This window comes from Pseudomonas palleroniana (assembly GCF_003031675.1).
Lineage (GTDB): Bacteria > Pseudomonadota > Gammaproteobacteria > Pseudomonadales > Pseudomonadaceae > Aquipseudomonas > Aquipseudomonas palleroniana.
The window spans coordinates 192,971-207,793 of sequence record NZ_PYWX01000029.1; the positions used below are offsets into that span (position 1 = coordinate 192,971).

General features: G+C 50.7%; 16 protein-coding genes and 2 pseudogenes. 7 read left to right on the forward strand and 11 right to left on the reverse strand.

Annotated features, from left to right (window positions below; translation table 11 throughout):
- Window positions 1-197: 197 nt before the first annotated feature.
- Window positions 198-1,319 carry a hypothetical protein gene (locus C9383_RS09330; protein WP_090367831.1) on the reverse strand — a complete coding sequence of 374 codons (1,122 nt, stop codon included), beginning with the start codon at window positions 1,317-1,319 and terminating at the stop codon, window positions 198-200.
- A 216-nt stretch (window positions 1,320-1,535) separates the two neighbouring features.
- Window positions 1,536-2,654, reverse strand: a complete 1,119-nt coding sequence (locus C9383_RS09335) for a hypothetical protein (RefSeq protein WP_090367829.1) — start codon at window positions 2,652-2,654, stop codon at window positions 1,536-1,538.
- A 104-nt stretch (window positions 2,655-2,758) separates the two neighbouring features.
- Here C9383_RS09335 and C9383_RS09340 point away from each other — a divergent pair.
- Window positions 2,759-2,997: pseudogene (locus tag C9383_RS09340) on the forward strand (DUF1652 domain-containing protein).
- Window positions 2,998-3,273: 276 nt separating this feature from the next.
- Here C9383_RS09340 and C9383_RS09345 read toward each other — a convergent pair.
- The 4 genes from C9383_RS09345 to C9383_RS28005 all read right to left on the reverse strand — a co-directional run bounded on the left by C9383_RS09345 (window position 3,274) and on the right by C9383_RS28005 (window position 6,504).
- Window positions 3,274-3,762 carry a GNAT family N-acetyltransferase gene (locus C9383_RS09345; protein WP_041020105.1) on the reverse strand — a complete coding sequence of 163 codons (489 nt, stop codon included), beginning with the start codon at window positions 3,760-3,762 and terminating at the stop codon, window positions 3,274-3,276.
- A gap of 173 nt (window positions 3,763-3,935) precedes the next feature.
- Window positions 3,936-4,973 (reverse strand): thiamine-phosphate kinase, encoded by a 1,038-nt coding sequence (locus tag C9383_RS09350; RefSeq protein ID WP_090367827.1) that lies wholly within the window; start codon window positions 4,971-4,973, stop codon window positions 3,936-3,938.
- Complete coding sequence (locus C9383_RS09355) at window positions 4,973-5,815, reverse strand: dCTP deaminase domain-containing protein (RefSeq protein WP_084213676.1); 843 nt, start codon at window positions 5,813-5,815, stop codon at window positions 4,973-4,975. The genes C9383_RS09350 and C9383_RS09355 overlap by 1 nt, the downstream gene beginning before the upstream one ends.
- A complete protein-coding gene (locus tag C9383_RS28005; RefSeq protein ID WP_143038187.1) occupies window positions 5,812-6,504 on the reverse strand; it encodes a hypothetical protein in 693 nt (230 codons plus the stop codon). The genes C9383_RS09355 and C9383_RS28005 overlap by 4 nt, the downstream gene beginning before the upstream one ends.
- Before the next feature lie 922 nt (window positions 6,505-7,426).
- On the opposite strand from C9383_RS28005, the gene C9383_RS09365 reads away from it, so the two are divergent.
- The 5 genes from C9383_RS09365 to C9383_RS09385 are packed head-to-tail and all read left to right on the forward strand — an operon-like array spanning window position 7,427 to window position 10,518.
- Window positions 7,427-7,702 (forward strand): hypothetical protein, encoded by a 276-nt coding sequence (locus C9383_RS09365; RefSeq protein WP_090372286.1) that lies wholly within the window; start codon window positions 7,427-7,429, stop codon window positions 7,700-7,702.
- On the forward strand, window positions 7,695-8,045 hold the full coding sequence (locus C9383_RS09370) for a helix-turn-helix domain-containing protein (RefSeq protein WP_041020110.1): 351 nt from the start codon (window positions 7,695-7,697) through the stop codon (window positions 8,043-8,045). The genes C9383_RS09365 and C9383_RS09370 overlap by 8 nt, the downstream gene beginning before the upstream one ends.
- A gap of 9 nt (window positions 8,046-8,054) precedes the next feature.
- Window positions 8,055-9,071 carry an ImmA/IrrE family metallo-endopeptidase gene (locus C9383_RS09375; RefSeq protein ID WP_041020111.1) on the forward strand — a complete coding sequence of 339 codons (1,017 nt, stop codon included), beginning with the start codon at window positions 8,055-8,057 and terminating at the stop codon, window positions 9,069-9,071.
- A 23-nt stretch (window positions 9,072-9,094) separates the two neighbouring features.
- Entirely contained in the window at window positions 9,095-9,682 is a 588-nt protein-coding gene (locus C9383_RS09380) for a C1 family peptidase (RefSeq protein WP_268876217.1), read from the forward strand.
- On the forward strand, window positions 9,682-10,518 hold the full coding sequence (locus C9383_RS09385; RefSeq protein ID WP_090367823.1) for a thymidylate synthase family protein: 837 nt from the start codon (window positions 9,682-9,684) through the stop codon (window positions 10,516-10,518). The genes C9383_RS09380 and C9383_RS09385 overlap by 1 nt, the downstream gene beginning before the upstream one ends.
- On the opposite strand, the gene C9383_RS09390 is transcribed toward C9383_RS09385, so the two are convergent.
- Genes C9383_RS09390 through C9383_RS09400 form a run of 3 tightly spaced genes read right to left on the reverse strand, consistent with a single transcriptional unit; the run spans window position 10,487 to window position 12,691 of the window.
- Complete coding sequence (locus C9383_RS09390; RefSeq protein ID WP_090367821.1) at window positions 10,487-11,164, reverse strand: uracil-DNA glycosylase; 678 nt, start codon at window positions 11,162-11,164, stop codon at window positions 10,487-10,489. The genes C9383_RS09385 and C9383_RS09390 overlap by 32 nt on opposite strands.
- Window positions 11,161-12,387 carry a nucleoside triphosphate pyrophosphohydrolase family protein gene (locus C9383_RS28375; RefSeq protein ID WP_041020114.1) on the reverse strand — a complete coding sequence of 409 codons (1,227 nt, stop codon included), beginning with the start codon at window positions 12,385-12,387 and terminating at the stop codon, window positions 11,161-11,163. Before C9383_RS28375 ends, C9383_RS09390 begins: the two co-directional genes overlap by 4 nt.
- Window positions 12,323-12,691 carry a DUF4031 domain-containing protein gene (locus C9383_RS09400; protein ID WP_041020115.1) on the reverse strand — a complete coding sequence of 123 codons (369 nt, stop codon included), beginning with the start codon at window positions 12,689-12,691 and terminating at the stop codon, window positions 12,323-12,325. Before C9383_RS09400 ends, C9383_RS28375 begins: the two co-directional genes overlap by 65 nt.
- Window positions 12,692-12,724: 33 nt before the next feature.
- Here C9383_RS09400 and C9383_RS09405 point away from each other — a divergent pair, with 33 nt between their 5' ends.
- Window positions 12,725-13,066 carry a helix-turn-helix domain-containing protein gene (locus tag C9383_RS09405; RefSeq protein ID WP_084213678.1) on the forward strand — a complete coding sequence of 114 codons (342 nt, stop codon included), beginning with the start codon at window positions 12,725-12,727 and terminating at the stop codon, window positions 13,064-13,066.
- Window positions 13,067-13,151: 85 nt separating this feature from the next.
- On the opposite strand, the gene C9383_RS09410 is transcribed toward C9383_RS09405, so the two are convergent.
- Together C9383_RS09410 and C9383_RS09420 are read right to left on the reverse strand one after the other, a co-directional pair.
- A complete protein-coding gene (locus C9383_RS09410; protein ID WP_235863202.1) occupies window positions 13,152-13,610 on the reverse strand; it encodes an ATP-dependent nuclease in 459 nt (152 codons plus the stop codon).
- Between the two features lie 277 nt (window positions 13,611-13,887).
- Window positions 13,888-14,697, reverse strand: a pseudogene (locus C9383_RS09420) (TnsA endonuclease N-terminal domain-containing protein); the annotation flags it as partial.
- Between the last annotated feature and the right edge of the window lie 126 nt (window positions 14,698-14,823).

Sequence of the window (14,823 nt, forward strand, 5' to 3'; positions counted from 1 at the left end):
GGTTTTGTGAGTTGGTGCGGCCACTATCTTCATGCCATGGCAGACCGGCGCCGAAACGATAGATACACCAAAGCAAATCCTTGGATTCGTGAACACAGCCCCTGGCCAATATCGTGTGCCAAAAAGCTGGGCCGTTCGTGTTGAAGTGGTTCGCGTATCGCGGGCGGCAGGCAAACGGCGCGTGGTCTGCCGTCAGGTCAATCCGTAGTTTTCTGAGACTTATGGCCTTGGTTATGGGTGTCGAGAAGCTTGATCACATACTTCGAGTCCAGAAAATTCAGCTTTCGTGATTGAGACCTACCCCGGAGAATCATCCCCACGTAATAAAACTTGTCGTCAAACTTGGCGAAGACCGGCCCCCCACTCAGCAAATTCAGATCGTGATCAACCTCCTCGATATCCATGACGTGCACACCATCTAGCAGAACCCCCGCAGCTACCCCCGTGATGATTACCGCGATTTCGTTGATCTTGAAATTCTCGAAATCGTAGCGGTCATCAAGATCCGGGTATCCTGCTGCATAGAGTTGCTGGCCTGGCGAGAGATCGGTGGCCGGCTTGCTCCACCGCTCAAGGTCCCAAGCCCAAAAGCCGTTGTTTGACCCTGGGTATCCCTTGATGTGCCAGGCGTAGATGTCATCGAGCTCATCTCTGTCCGGTGGGAGGTCATGACTGGGCGAGATGCCTCCGTACATGTCCAAAGGAACAGGGCTCTCCGGCAGCAAGAGGCGAAATTCCTTCCTGTTAGCACCAAGGTTTTCGATGACGTGAAGGGCAGTCACGGCGAAGTCGACACCTCCCCAGCACACAACGAAAAGCGACCCACCACCCCACTGTGCATTGTCGTAAGACGTAGGCCCAGGCTTTGTCTGAAAGAGAACTGGTCGCGTACCAGTGAGAATCGCGGAGTGTAGGTGTAGGTCGTCAGTTTTTTCGGCGAGCGAGGTGAAGAAGAGCGCATTTTCGATGTAGGTGTCGTAGTTCAACCCCAAAGCCACATGGTTGTGCTTCCGATAGAGCGCGCTCAATTCATGGATGCAATCTTGTAACTGAAAGAAAGCACACAGAAATAGCTCATGGGCTAAGGCTGGATCGGAGTTTTTTACGGCCAAAGCTGCTAGGAGTTCCTGACTCTGATGCTCTGTTGCATCAGCATTTCGCCGCCAATACCGGGCAAAATCATCCTGACCCTTGTTATCATAAAATGTCGCTAGATCAAGCGCTGCTTGGCGATCGCCATCCTTCCACTTATTGATTTTTGTTCCGATGAATTCACCGTCCGAGTCCGGTTCTTGTGCGTCTTGATAAATAGGTGGCATAGATTTTTCTTAGCTGCTGCTCGAATTGGCGACCCTTTGACCGCGCGGCAGTCGTCTTCTGTCCTGGAACACGATGGCGTCACACACGGCACGGTACCCGCATGCAGCCTGCTGAGGCCACAACCCTGTGGGAAAAGCGGAATCGGAAGCAAGCTGCTAACTGATATCAATTTCTTGCAAAAGTGTCTGTGTCCGAGCAACCGTACAGCCGGACGCCTACCAACTCCATGGCTCCTCAGTTTGGCCGATGAACGTAGTGCCGTGCAGGAAAGTGTTTCGTTCTTGCGTAGTGGTGAGAGCGAACTTGGCGTAGTGTGAATGCGCCATTTCCTTCAACTGCTCCTGCCATCGCTCCTTGATGTCCTCTTCCTCAATATTTCGCCCGTCCAGAACCTCTACAGGCATGATCTCCGTCAGATCAATGGGTACAGCATGCACTGTGCCGATGCGCGAACGCAGGTTTACCGAACAAAGCTCTACCACCAGGCCGGCGATCCCTTTCTTCAATAACTGCTTCAAAACTTTGAGCTTGTCTTTCGACGAGAAGTTAGTCGTTTTGAGCAGCGTGTTGTAATACGGTTTGAAGTAGTTGATTAAACCCGCTTCTGCCAGGGATACAACCTCCTTTCGGTTCAGCCGGACGTTCCGCAGGCGATCCAGGTGAGCCGAATCCTGCTCAGCAGAAGCTTGGGCTTCCACATTGAAATCGCCTCCATTACTGATGATCGTCTTACCGTGCTCGAATCGATACAGCAACAGCAGCACCTCTCGCTCGGGGAAATGCGTTGAGGTTTCGGCGAGGATTTGCTGAAACTTACTGTGCGACTGCAAGCGATCCAGGGCAGTTCGTGATCCGGTTCGTCCAATGCCCTGCCCCACATAGAGTATTTCCAAATCAGTGTCGTGCGGCTCCAAAGCGCTTTTTGCGGCTGCAACAATGACGTTTACCGCAATGAATTGCTTACCTTCGGGAGTCAATACGATCAGCGATGTTCCGTTGAGAGCTACCGCAACGTCGTCGATTGGAATGTCATCTGGGATCGACGAATGGCTGATTTCATAGACAAAGGGAACTGCAGTCATACCTTGTTCGCGCAGCACCAAAAACTCACCGGCGACTGTCCGCCCGTTTAAAGCAAATCCTTCCGGTTTCAGGTAAATACGCTGACGACGGACGATGAGGTAAATGTTGCAGCCTAAAAGGGCAGCCTTATGCGTTGGATTATCTTTGACGCGGTATAGGTCCGCTGGCGTGAGCATGGCGGGAAAACTGGAATAGAGATGGGTAGCCCCTTCCATGGAAAACTGGCGGGTGATATCGCCAAGGTCGGTCATGTGTTACTCCTATCGTCACGTGATGTTTTCAACGTTCAAGCTGCTTGTTGACGCAAGTGCCATATGAGGGAGACGGGGAAACTCCGGTCTAAAGGATGCCCGCAATGATCTCAATACCTGAACTACGTCATATGATCGAGAGTGGTTTTCTACCCCTCACTTGTACCTGCACTGCCAATTCCGATAGTTCCTTGATGATCAAAATATTCGACCCGCTACAGGACGCATCGAGCTGCTGGTGACCGCTGTGTCCACCGATAATTTGACCTCTAACCGAGCGATCGCAAACCTTATTGGAGAACTGCGCAGCAAGCTGAGCCTGAAGAAAACGACCTTTCAGTAGACCTCAGTCTCCTGCGCGTTAAGCATCGACTTAGTAGCTGATCTGAAGAGCAATCCTCATAGCCAGAAAGTAAAAGCCCCACATTACTGTGGAAGGCTTATCGCTATCGCTGTTTGCAGAGAATCAAGCTGTCGCTTCTTCGCCGCTCGACTCCGAGACTGTACGGTCCTTACTGAGCAAGCCAAGAGAATGGATTACTACTGGTTGTAACCGCCTATATCGCAGTGTCCTTGCTGGTCTACGATGATCAGCATCAACATTTCAGGGTCACATGCTTCAGGTAGTTTTCGTGAACAGTCGTAATTCGTACTCGCCGTGCTTTGACTTATAAGCAGTTCCGGAAGCTTGAAACCCGAGTTCGGCCAATACACGATGCATCGCAACGTTGTCTGACCTAGAAGTGGCAAAAATACCAGCTCCAGCCACTGTCGTGATGACAGCCTTCGCCAAGTGAAAGGAATACTTGTTCCCCCTCGCCGCAGGCGCTATAAACACCCAGCCTAGCTCGTAAAGAAACGTTTGCTCTGGCAATGAAAATCCAGAGTGATCAGAAATTTTATTACGATATCTGTCACTAGGATTCTTAACTGCCGCTATCCCGACTAACCGGTTGTCGACCCGTAAAAATCCCAAAGTCTCTGCGGTCATTATACGATTAGGTAGCCCTTGGGTTGCCACCTCACCGCCTTGGACAACCAATTTAAGAAACTCTTCTCTCTCTCGATCCGAGCACTCTCGCGGCCCCTTGACGTCTACTTGATTCATCCTCACCTCATTTGAGCATTTGTTTCTGCTCACTTCCTGAGAGCAATCTGCGTACAGGTGATCACGGCTTTACGTTGGCTAGGCTGATGCCGTCCTCACGCTAGAAAATCAATATGCAAATCGCAGCAGTATGAGTAGCCTATGCCAGAAACGATACCTGCTAGCCTACGTAATTAGCGCTTGCGCATCAATTCCTCTGAATAGCTACCGTCGTCCTCAGCACGCTGACGAAAATGCTCGTTGATAATATTTGGCATTTCCAACTCGACTCCTGACTGATCAAGAATCAGCTTACGTCCAGTATTATTAAAGCGACCAACCTCATGTAGCTCGAGCTCAGCACTAATACCCGCTCGAAATGCATCAATATTCTCCTCACGTACTACGCACGCAATTGCCCAATCTCCCACGCCGAAGGCCAGCTGCCAGAGCGGCAAGCTATAGCATGTAGAAGCTTGGACAGCTAACGAGTTCATAGGTAAAGAGGCTTCAGCGATGCAAATTCCTGCGCCATCTGCACAAAAAATATTGATGGCCTCAGTTAAACCATCGCTCAAATCACATGCTGCTACAACACTAAGGGTTTCCCTAAGATATGCGCCCTCACCAATACGAGCACTCGGATTGGTAAGCACATCGATCCATTCTTGTGGGATTTTTTCATCTGAAGTTGCCGCATCCATTAATGCCACTGCACCGGCGAACCCACCGAGCTGTCCTGCTATAAAAAGGTAATCCCCTGGGCTCGCAGAGGCTCGTCCGTAGGCGAAATTTTTTTTAACTGTTCCCAATGCCGCACCGATCACTTGAGCTGCGGGCCCTTCCTTGGTGTCACCACCCAAGAATACAATTTGATGAGCTGCACATGCTTCTTCGCAACCTTTGATAATATCGCGAACATCATTCGCGTCGAAATTCCCTGGCACGACGATGGACAGCATCAAGGCACGAGGCTTGGCTCCTACCGCTAGCAAATCACTGACATTCGCCGTTACCGCAAGGCGTCCCCACGTCCGGTAATCCCCAAGACCGCGGTGTACCGAGACTGGAAACGGTGCACGATCAATCTTGAATGCCAAAAGTTCTTCTAGACCTATATCAATGATACTCGCATCATGCCCAAAGCCATTAACGAATTCTGGAGCGGCATGAAGGGTGGGAAGCAATGATTTCAAAAATGCTTTTTCACCAATATCGGACATTGTAACCATTACTGCCTCCTACCCTTGATACTTACTTGCGGAGCAACAACATTTGACTCGGCTGTAGACTTAGACGATTGCAGTGCAGCCAACTGCTGCTTCAGTTCGATGGTAGTAGTATTATTTTTCTCAAACTCAAGTTTGTAGTCAGCTAGCGTTTTATTCATATCTTTAATCTGATCGCGCTGTTCGCCGATCCGATCTAATAAACTACTGTAAGAGAAAAAACCAGGTACAGCCAACACAGCCACAACAAGCGCTGCAAATACTAGCATTTGTCCACTTAGCCAAGTAAGTTTCTCCTGTACAGCTTTGGAGACATTAGCGATCTCTGTAAGACTGCTTACAAGCGGCTTAGATAGCTGCGCTTCTAGGCTTCCTACTGACCTGTGAGCACGGTTGCCAATCGAAGCTGCTGTTAATCTTGTAAATTCGATAGTCGCGACCCGCTCTCCGCATTTCAAGTGATAAGGAGCTGATGAAAGGTTATGAAGCATCACCACGACCTTACCATTATAAGTTGGATCAAATGGAGGTTGAGAGGTCAGCACCATTCCCGCGTAAATGTGGGTCATTCGCAGCGAAACCCTAGCGGTCACATTACGGGGCAAATGAATATTTTCTGCGGTAAGAATAAAGCATACCGCATGTGGCGGAATAGTAATTGACTGTGATGCCCGCAGCATCTGTGTTTCAAATGGAAAAGCCCCATCACTTTGACCAATATAATATTCATCTCCGACCGTAAGATCATAAGAGCTCAGGCGAAGGTTGTTTTTTTCGTCAAATGGAAATATTAGGCCTGGACTTTTATTCGAAAGAGATTTTATCTCCGCATCGTTGAGTATCATCGACGAATTATCCTTTCTTTAATACTACATAACGTGACACGCAATTCGCTCTCTGACATGCCAATTGGTGCTGAGCAATCTCTGGCCGAAGCTTCTAAATCACTCTTCAAAACTAATGCTTCTGTATTACGAGTGCTCCACGCAGACACTGTTAAAGTACCTTGTGTGACATTACTCACATTGTGGAGATCGAAGGCTCGTTTAGTATAAATATCCCCGGCTAACATAACGCGGCTTGCAACTAGTGAAACGTCTGTCAATCCGTCCGCCACAGCTACACTACAACCCATGGCAGTATCAAAGCTGTATCGGAAGCGGGCGTAATTCGCACCAGGTGTTAGCTCATAGGAGTTCTCAGACAATCGACCCAGCATGACGCGCGAGGAGAAATCTGCACAGTGAGAATGGATATCTTCCTTTTCTACGGATTCCCTATCCCAGAGGTGCAAGCGGAGGCAAGCGCCAGTACCTTCTGCAAGCAGCACGATTTTGATGAAACCCAACTGGTGCCTATGTGACCGCTGTGCGGCTTCAGTCAATAGGGAGGTGTCGGCCAACAAAAAATCCAAATAGTGGAGCAAAGCGGCGTTGGACGTGTCGTGAACTGTGTCCATGATGGTCGGCCATTGAGATACCCCGCCGCGTACGAGGGCTTTGCTACCATCCTCTGCTTGGATTAAGGTCTTCATTGCGGAGAAAATCCTTGAGTGGGGAATGAGGCTTCTGGTGACGAACTCATGCCAGCCTGATAATTTTACCGGCCTTGGTCAATGCTCGTTGCTTAACCGCAGCTACGGAAGTGAAAGATTAGTATTTTAAGCGAAACGATGGTATCAGGGCTTGGCTTCATGTCTTTCGGTGCAAGCGCTGCTTTAGCGACAGGCTTGCTGGTGTCCAAAACCAGGACGTCCATGGGCGCGGGATACGGGGTTGTGGCCCTTATGCCAATTATTCTTTCGGGCGCCGCAGTGTTAATGCTGCCGGTTTTCAACGATGCTAAATCACTGGGGTTCTATCCGATTGGATTACTGCTCGCCTTAATGTGGCAGCAAGTAGGCCCGCTTTTGGTAGGCGTTATAGGCAGGCCAACGGTCGCTCAAATCCTGATCTACTCGTACGGATTCGTCGCTGCTCTCCTCTCGCTAGCAGCTACAGCGGCCGTGTTCTTGTTTGAACCTTGACCTCAGCGCTCTATACCACGACCGCGTCTGACGAACTGACTTACCGCGCTTGGAACTCAACGCGCGGCATCGAGCTCGTTAAATATTGATCGGGTTTGAGCCACAAATAGTGACGCACGCTGATTACACGGTCCGAAATCAAAGCTCATCCTACGACCAGAGCTGATATGGCGATCTCTGACCACAATGTCAGGAATGCTCATGCATCGAACACCAGATCGGCAACCTTTTCCCTCGCGACCTGGCCTTATCCTTGGTCGTCACCTTCCACAATCGTAAGCAACGACCGGCCTTCTTTACGCAGACGAAGCGCAACTTGGCGAGTGATGCAGTCATTCCCACCCCAACAAAGCACTAATGGCCTGTTGCTATCGACCTTGATTTATGGTTGTATTTTGGAACAGCCATCGTTCGATTTTTAGACATCATAATGACCTCAATCCAAAACCAAATTGAAGAGCTACTCGGCACGTTTTGGGATGAGCGCGAAATTGCCATCGCCAGTGATCCTACCTCTATCAATGATCTAGGTGCACCTATGGACTCACTGACTGCTTGTGAAGCGATGATTGACATTGACGTCATCGTGGGCAAGAAGGTGCCGGTGGAAGTGGTCATACGAAACGGTGGTTACGAGTCACGCGATCAATTCATTCAGCAAGTTACTGAGGGGGTACTTACGTACCTAGGTAAGGGAAATGAGTGAAACAGACAATGATGAAGAACGAATTCAAATAGCTGAGCGCCTCCGCACAGCACGCGAATATATGGGGCTTTCCCAAGCCCAAATCGCCCAGCTTGTAGGGCTACCGCGTACAGCCATCACCGGCATCGAAACCGGCACCCGCAAAGTCGAAGCGACGGAATTGAAACGTCTGTCGGGCATTTATCGGCGCTCTGCCGAATATCTGTTAACCGGTTGCGAACCTGCGTATTCCGGTCCTGAACAGTTTGCTTTCTTGGCCAGAGCCGTTAATGGTTTGACCCAGAAAGATGTAGACGAAGTCGCTCGTTTCGCTGATTTCTTGAGGGCTTCGAAAGCCAGTTAGGGGATAGGGATGCTCTCTAAAAGTCAGATCAGGGCTGTGACAACTCGCGCAGCAGAGGTTATCAGGGACTCTGGTGCGAAGCGGCGAATCGAAGAAGATGGGTACACACGAGTTGACCCGTTTCGCATCGCTCAATCTGCAGGCGTAGTCGTCATGCTACGCCCCCTCGAAAAATTGTTTGGCGCTTTTATTGACGACGGCCAGCCAGGAATCTTGGTTAACTCAGAGCGCCCCGCCGGGCTCATTCAAATGACCTGCGCACACGAGCTTGGGCACTTTTTCTTGCATCATGGCACCACGACGGATGACCAGCTCGACTATGCCAATACCGCGAGTAAGAAGGAGCTAGAAGCCGATTGGTTCGCCTATAGCCTTGTCGCACCACGATGGGCTGTTGCAAAGATTATGAAACGAAAGGGCTGGAGTGTGGCTGATCTGGCACACCCCTTCATTCTGTACCAGCTCGCGCTCAGATTGGGCATCAGCTACAAGGCTGCAATCTGGTCACTTAACCGTTTGCAGTTATTGGACCGATCTGTCGCCGACGATGCATTGCGTGTACAGCCAGCATCGATCAAGCGATCACTGCTGGACAAGCCGCTGGATAATTCTCAACGGGACGTATGGTTGCTGGATGAGCGAGATCGAGACCTCATTCTGGAACCTCGCGTCGATGACCAAGTTCTCGTACGACTCAAAAATCACACCGGTTCAGGTTACGTATGGACCACAGACGAGGCAGCGTCTGAAGGGTTTTCTGTTGAGCCTTTGATGATGCCAACCCCCAGCTCAAATGATGAAAATGCGCTAATCGCGGGTGGTATGCACTACCAGGACTATCTGGTTTGCTCAAAGACAAATCACTTATCTGGATCCGCACAGCTTCTGCTTAGCGAGCGCAAAGCATGGAATCGCGCGGCGCCCCCGCTGGATAGTTTCAGCACGTACGCGCGGTACGAGGATTTGGCCAATGGTCTCTCCCCCGTGGCCAAGGAATTCTTGCTTCAAGGAACTGACAGGTCGTGATCCAACCGCTCGTTACAATTCCAATGAATGCTCGAGACCAGGGAAACAGGGGCTCGTGCGTGGCCTTCTCAATTTCGGGGATCAAAGGCTGTATCGCAAATTATTTGTTGAGCCCTGAGTATGCCTATCTCGCCACGGTACATCAGAGTCCGAACTGGCAGCCGAATCAGGGTCTCCACATCCAAATTGCAATCACCGCCACGGCAGCTGGGCTTCCGGAAGACCATTACTTCCCTTATCAGCAGGACGAGCCCATTCACCCGCTGCCTGTTTTACCCACGGGGTTGTCGCTTCACGGCCCACATATGGCGCTGATACCACCAGACTTGGCCCTGGTCAAGACGTGGCTAGGTGCAGGAAAACCGGTGGGCGTTTTACTCTCTCTGACCAAGTCATTTATGACCCCTATCGATGGAAAAGTAGCGTTCGAAACGGGAGTCTTCCCCGGTCGACATGCTGTTACGGTCGTAGGCTATGGAATCGACCAGTCAGGTCATGAACACTATCTAATATGCAACAGCTGGGGCTCGACATGGGGAGTGAACGGCCATGCGTGGCTACCGGACTCCTATATCAACTGCCACGCATCATGTATCTACGGAGCTAACTAATGACGGAAGTGTTTCGACGATCCCGAGTAGTGCAAGGTTGGTTAGCTGGTATTCGCTATCTAGCTAGCCAAAAAAGCCACGACTCTACAAACGTCATTATTGAGATAGCCACGCCTCAGTCCGCTACAGAAGAAGACCGCGAGGTCATAAAGGCCGTGGACTTGGCTCTGCAACGTAAGAATGCTCAACGAAGCGTTATGACGGCGGCAGGTACAATCTTTCCGCAGCGCATTTATCAACGATATGGTCGCCCCGATTGGTACGCGCGTTACAAGACGGTCATTGCTCGGGGGATGCCTTCAGGCGACTGGGGTACTTATGCCTTGCGTATGATCGACCGCAAGCAAGACGACGGCACTACATTCAACCCTCTCGATAAAATCATCGAGAAGCTCATTGCCGTCAAAGGGAAACAGCACTTTAAAGCTACCTACGAGCTGGGTGTATGTGATCCGAGTGTTGATATCGAGAACGCATTCAATGGCATAGGTTTCGAGCTGCCAACTTACAACCCAGCCGTTGATCGGCATATGTACATGGGATCTCCCTGTTTGAGCCATGTAACCTTTAAGTTGATGGATGGCAAACTGGATCTGACGGCCATTTACAGGTCGCACTATTACGCCGAAAGGGCTTTGGGGAATTTGCTCGGCTTGGCTCAGCTTCAGCAATACGTAGCTACAGAATCGGGTTTTGAGCCAGGCAAGATGACCTGTGTCTCTACGTACGCCAAGCTAGATCCTGGCTTGGGTGGAATCCGACCCGCTCGTAAGCTGCTGGAAACGTTACCAATTGACGAGACCCTTATAAAAGCGTCCCTTGAAGCGGTCCTTTGACACCTAATACGCCTTCCGGAATGCTATAGATCCGGCTCATACCTTCTCGGAAATCTCGTACGCCGCCGTAGCTCGGATGACGAACAGTCAGCACCTCAACCCCGAACGCGGCCGCGTAGTTTGCGGCATCTTGGCCTATTGCAACTATTCGACGAACCTTTAACCATTTGATTAGCGAATTGTTGAGCTCGCTCACCAGTGCAAGCTCTCGCGCTGTGAAACGCCGATTGGTGAAAGGGTTTTGTGATTCATGAGGGTGAAAAGGAAATACATTCCATAGCAAGGGTGGCGTATCGATGACCTTCAGTACCCCCCAAATTTCTGCAGCAGTACGTTCTGCTATCAAGGGGCCTTTGGTAGCTTGCCGTGATGAACATCCTGGATACACCTTCGCCATCTCGGGCAGGTGAAATTCGTCCGTCAACGCTAATCCGGTCCTGCGTCCTCCTCGATAGCCAAGATCGCGCCCCATCCAAATGGTATCAACACCAATTTTCGCCGAGGCGCTAAGGTAAGTGCGCAGGTTCGTCCGCCGATACACAGCCGCATCTGCCTGATCATACACAGGGCAGGTATCAGAATAAGGGTTGAACACGTTATCCAGGGACAGGCTAGCAAGCGCTTTCACAAAAGAGGTGGGTGTCATTGCAGAGGGTTCGTTTCGTCTTTAGGTTGGAAGGTTAACTGATGATTGATCATGTCGACAACGACGCTACCGGAACGCTTGTCACGCAGTTCACGGAACACTTCAAATCCCTTCAGAATGGCAAGCTCCCACTGCCACAGCGGACATTGGTCGACCTCATAACCCTCAACCATGGAGTGAATCTGCTTAAGTAAACCGTACTCAAGCGCCCCTTCCTCAATCCCTTTGTAGAACTTCCGTGGCTTCGCATGATTGAAGATCCAAGTGGCTATCCCTTCCTCGATGATCATGGCGCGAGCTCCATCTTGATTTTCGTCGATCTCGGGCTTCGACTTACGCTTTCGTTTCAGTAAACCACGCATAACTGGCGACCATCCGAGGTACGCCATATAAGCTAGGTGAAAAACGTCGTGAAACCGGTAGTCGTCGGGCTCGTTACTATTATCCGTCAATCGATCGCCGATGAAGACACCGTTCAGCTGTTGGACAACAGAAGGTCCATTACGCCCTGGAAGCTCGATGAAATCCATCTTCAGCTCTCTAGGCAACTGTTCGTAGTATGGGAATTCGGGACTTGGATCAAAAAACGGGGTGTAATGTCGGTCATCACCAGGCCAGCGCCTCTTAATCTTTTCCAGATTATCCCTGGCCACATCCTCAAGATGCAGGTTGAAACTTGCGCAACACAGCGCCAGTTCTGTCAGGAGGTTCCCAAAGTGCGTAAGCTGTGTGGGAGATGAACCGGCCCGCAACTGCGCATCCGGGATGTTGCAAAAAATGCCTGCAGCATGGGCCAGCGCACCCATTTGAACCGGTCTGGTGATCGACCCATCTTCCCGACGCGTATTGATAAGGGAATCAATCTGGCGAAAACTCACCGGCGTAATGGGGGCACGCTCGTTCTCGCCGAACCGCTGTCTCAGCGTTTTTAGACAGTAGACCCCTAAGTCATCAGGCGTGATACCCAGGAAAGTGGCAGCACTCACCAAATACCAAAGAGCATCACCTAACTCCTCCGCCGCAACCTGGCTTTGGGGATCCTCAAGACGATCCCGCTCTGCCTTCTTCACAGACGACAGCAATCCACCAACTTCGCCGAAGAACCCAAAACGCAAACTCTGCAATGCTTTTGGGCCGTCTTTAAATCGTGAACTTTCGTTAGCTTTGAGTGCGTATTCTGGCAGTGACAGTGGTGTCGCCTGCTGTTTGGCAATAGGTGCCATGCAATCCTCCTGAATCGAACAGCGATAGCTGTTGCATCCTTTGCGCTTGCATCTGCACCCGCATCTGCTTGCAGCACCCGATGATTTGTCTGCGATCGGCATTAATCGCACCGAGCTGAACAGCTCGTGCGCGGACCGACACGGTCACGTCATAGTGGGGGTAAAAGCTCTCGCTTTGAAACCACTTACGCTTGAGCCCTAATCGAGCCGCAAAGCTGTGGAGTTCGTCAAGCGAATCTGCAACCAAGTGACACCAAACGCGCCCTCTCCAGCGGAGCTCTTCAGAATCGACATAGACGGCCATGACTAGCTTCCCTGTGCGAAATGTGCAAATATTATGCACATTATGACCAAAAGACTCAACCCGCAAACTGCCCAATGGCTAGGTAACCGCATCCGCGAAGAGCGCATCTCTCGCGGTTTTACTCTTGTAGAATTAGGCTCTGAGTGCGGCGTCCATCATTCCCAACTGTCTAGAATTGAGCAGGGTAAATCTGCGCTCGTGAGCAAAAAAATAGAAAATATTTGCACATTCTTGCAAATCGTCCCTTACAAGCAAAACAACGAGACAAGCGAACCATTGCTGTCCCGCGTTGAGCGCCTGATTGTATCCTCCCAAATAAGCGCACGAGCGATCGAAAGCCTAGTTACAGTGCTGGAAGAATTGACTTATGGGTAGCCGCTAAAGCTGACTCTGGCAGCGTTGCTCCATCAAAGTAGGTCTTGCATCGACTTGGAGACAACGACAAGCAGAGCTCACGCGCCTAAAGCCCAACTCCGCCGACGTCAATGCAAGAAATGCCGTGTTCGCTGAACGAGTATCCTGAAGCCGCAGCGAGAGCGGGCAGCAGCGCTTCTGCTGGCCCTTCCACGATCGCAACGCCGCGAGCGAAGAACAGATTCGCTTTGGTGGCATCGATAAAGCGCCTCAAAAACTCGTAATCACTTTTCAGAAGTTTGGTCTTTCCGTGAGCCAGGCTGAATAGTTGCGCACGGTTTACCAAGGTCATGCTTGCGATGTCCACACCCGCCGCCAGAGATGGGCTGTGGGTAGTCATGATGATCTGAACAGGGCGGCTATCTGGCTCCGCCGCTTTGGAGGTGCGTTCGAGGAGCTGCTGAACGCGCTCCTGCAGTTGCGGATGGAGATGGGCCTCAGGTTCCTCGATCAGCAGCAGTCCGAGTTCATCACCGTCCCGCAGCAGAACCAGTTCGGTTGCCATGAACAGAGCGTTGTTATATCAGCGCGTCTTCGTCGGAGCTAGCGAAGTGGTCCTGCGCTTTGATGTAGGCCTCGATTTGGGGCGTACGCAGCTTACTGTTACCAAGGATATTGGCTGCCGTTTCGGTGAAGTAATTCATAGACAGTCGTGATTCCTATAGGCGGCGCGCGCCAAAGTGACCGCACACTGAGCGGATGCTCGGTGACAGGCGAACAGAGGTATGAGGAGTTTGAGTGCAGCAGACCAGAGCATTGAAATATCCATATTTCGGGCACGCCGTCATCAGTGATCCTGACAGCTGAGAGAGTAGGCTGCCAAGATGATGAAAAAGGCATTTTACATCCATGTAGTTTATATACACATACTTGGAAGCTTTATCTAATAGCAACTTAAGCGCGATTTTTTCAGTTTTACACCGTTGTATAAATTTAATTAAATTATTTATGTTCTTTTCTGTAGGCAGCGAAGGATGAATGTTCGCATAGGTCCGCAGAATAGAGAGGTTTGCCATCTTGTTTCGCGACAAGTTTTCGTACAGAACTAGCTTCCACTCTACATTTCTCATCGACCAATACTTTTCTTCGATAGCAAGTTTCTCAGCCATTCGATTCCGCACGCCGATATCTGCATCCTCGAACTCCTTCCGGTGTTTAACAGAGCGGGCAGCCAGCCTGACTTCGCCTTATGAATCTAGGAAGGCGATTAGGAAGTCAGTTGTCATGACCACAGGAACCTGAATCCCTGGGTAGACCGGATGACGATAATTAAGGCTCGTGGCTATAGCCTGGGTTTCGGCTTGCTTTAAGAGGGGGTACTGCTCGCGGATATCGATTACTGAATTATCACGTTCTAGGACGGTGAGATAGTCACGCTCAGCGTTGGATAGGAGGTGATGAGTGCGTTGGATTTTTACGCCCGATACTAGGTGGGAAACTCCCTTGGATTTGATGTCCCAAACCCTGATCCAAGGTTCATAGGATTCTCTCACGCCGCTACCACGACCAGATTTGATTCTTCTATCGATTTTCTGCTGAGTCATCAGCTTGGAGGAAACAGGCTTAACAGGCGCAGCGGGAGCAGATGTCATTTCGAGTCGCTCATCGTTGGGCGACCCGCTCGCTAGAAACGGCACAGGAGGGACGTGGCGTGGTGAAGTCAGGAGCGGGCTCAGCCAGGACAGCAGTCACAGGTCCATAGAGGACATGATCCTAAT

Coding starts and splice junctions, on each gene's coding strand:
- C9383_RS09330 (WP_090367831.1), bottom strand. CDS start 1,319: ATGCCACCTATTTATCAAGACGCACAAGAACCGGACTCGGACGGTGAA.
- C9383_RS09335 (WP_090367829.1), bottom strand. CDS start 2,654: ATGACCGACCTTGGCGATATCACCCGCCAGTTTTCCATGGAAGGGGCT.
- C9383_RS09345 (WP_041020105.1), bottom strand. CDS start 3,762: ATGAATCAAGTAGACGTCAAGGGGCCGCGAGAGTGCTCGGATCGAGAG.
- C9383_RS09350 (WP_090367827.1), bottom strand. CDS start 4,973: ATGGTTACAATGTCCGATATTGGTGAAAAAGCATTTTTGAAATCATTG.
- C9383_RS09355 (WP_084213676.1), bottom strand. CDS start 5,815: ATGATACTCAACGATGCGGAGATAAAATCTCTTTCGAATAAAAGTCCA.
- C9383_RS28005 (WP_143038187.1), bottom strand. CDS start 6,504: ATGAAGACCTTAATCCAAGCAGAGGATGGTAGCAAAGCCCTCGTACGC.
- C9383_RS09365 (WP_090372286.1), top strand. CDS start 7,427: ATGACCTCAATCCAAAACCAAATTGAAGAGCTACTCGGCACGTTTTGG.
- C9383_RS09370 (WP_041020110.1), top strand. CDS start 7,695: ATGAGTGAAACAGACAATGATGAAGAACGAATTCAAATAGCTGAGCGC.
- C9383_RS09375 (WP_041020111.1), top strand. CDS start 8,055: ATGCTCTCTAAAAGTCAGATCAGGGCTGTGACAACTCGCGCAGCAGAG.
- C9383_RS09380 (WP_268876217.1), top strand. CDS start 9,095: ATGAATGCTCGAGACCAGGGAAACAGGGGCTCGTGCGTGGCCTTCTCA.
- C9383_RS09385 (WP_090367823.1), top strand. CDS start 9,682: ATGACGGAAGTGTTTCGACGATCCCGAGTAGTGCAAGGTTGGTTAGCT.
- C9383_RS09390 (WP_090367821.1), bottom strand. CDS start 11,164: ATGACACCCACCTCTTTTGTGAAAGCGCTTGCTAGCCTGTCCCTGGAT.
- C9383_RS28375 (WP_041020114.1), bottom strand. CDS start 12,387: ATGGCACCTATTGCCAAACAGCAGGCGACACCACTGTCACTGCCAGAA.
- C9383_RS09400 (WP_041020115.1), bottom strand. CDS start 12,691: ATGGCCGTCTATGTCGATTCTGAAGAGCTCCGCTGGAGAGGGCGCGTT.
- C9383_RS09405 (WP_084213678.1), top strand. CDS start 12,725: ATGCACATTATGACCAAAAGACTCAACCCGCAAACTGCCCAATGGCTA.
- C9383_RS09410 (WP_235863202.1), bottom strand. CDS start 13,610: ATGGCAACCGAACTGGTTCTGCTGCGGGACGGTGATGAACTCGGACTG.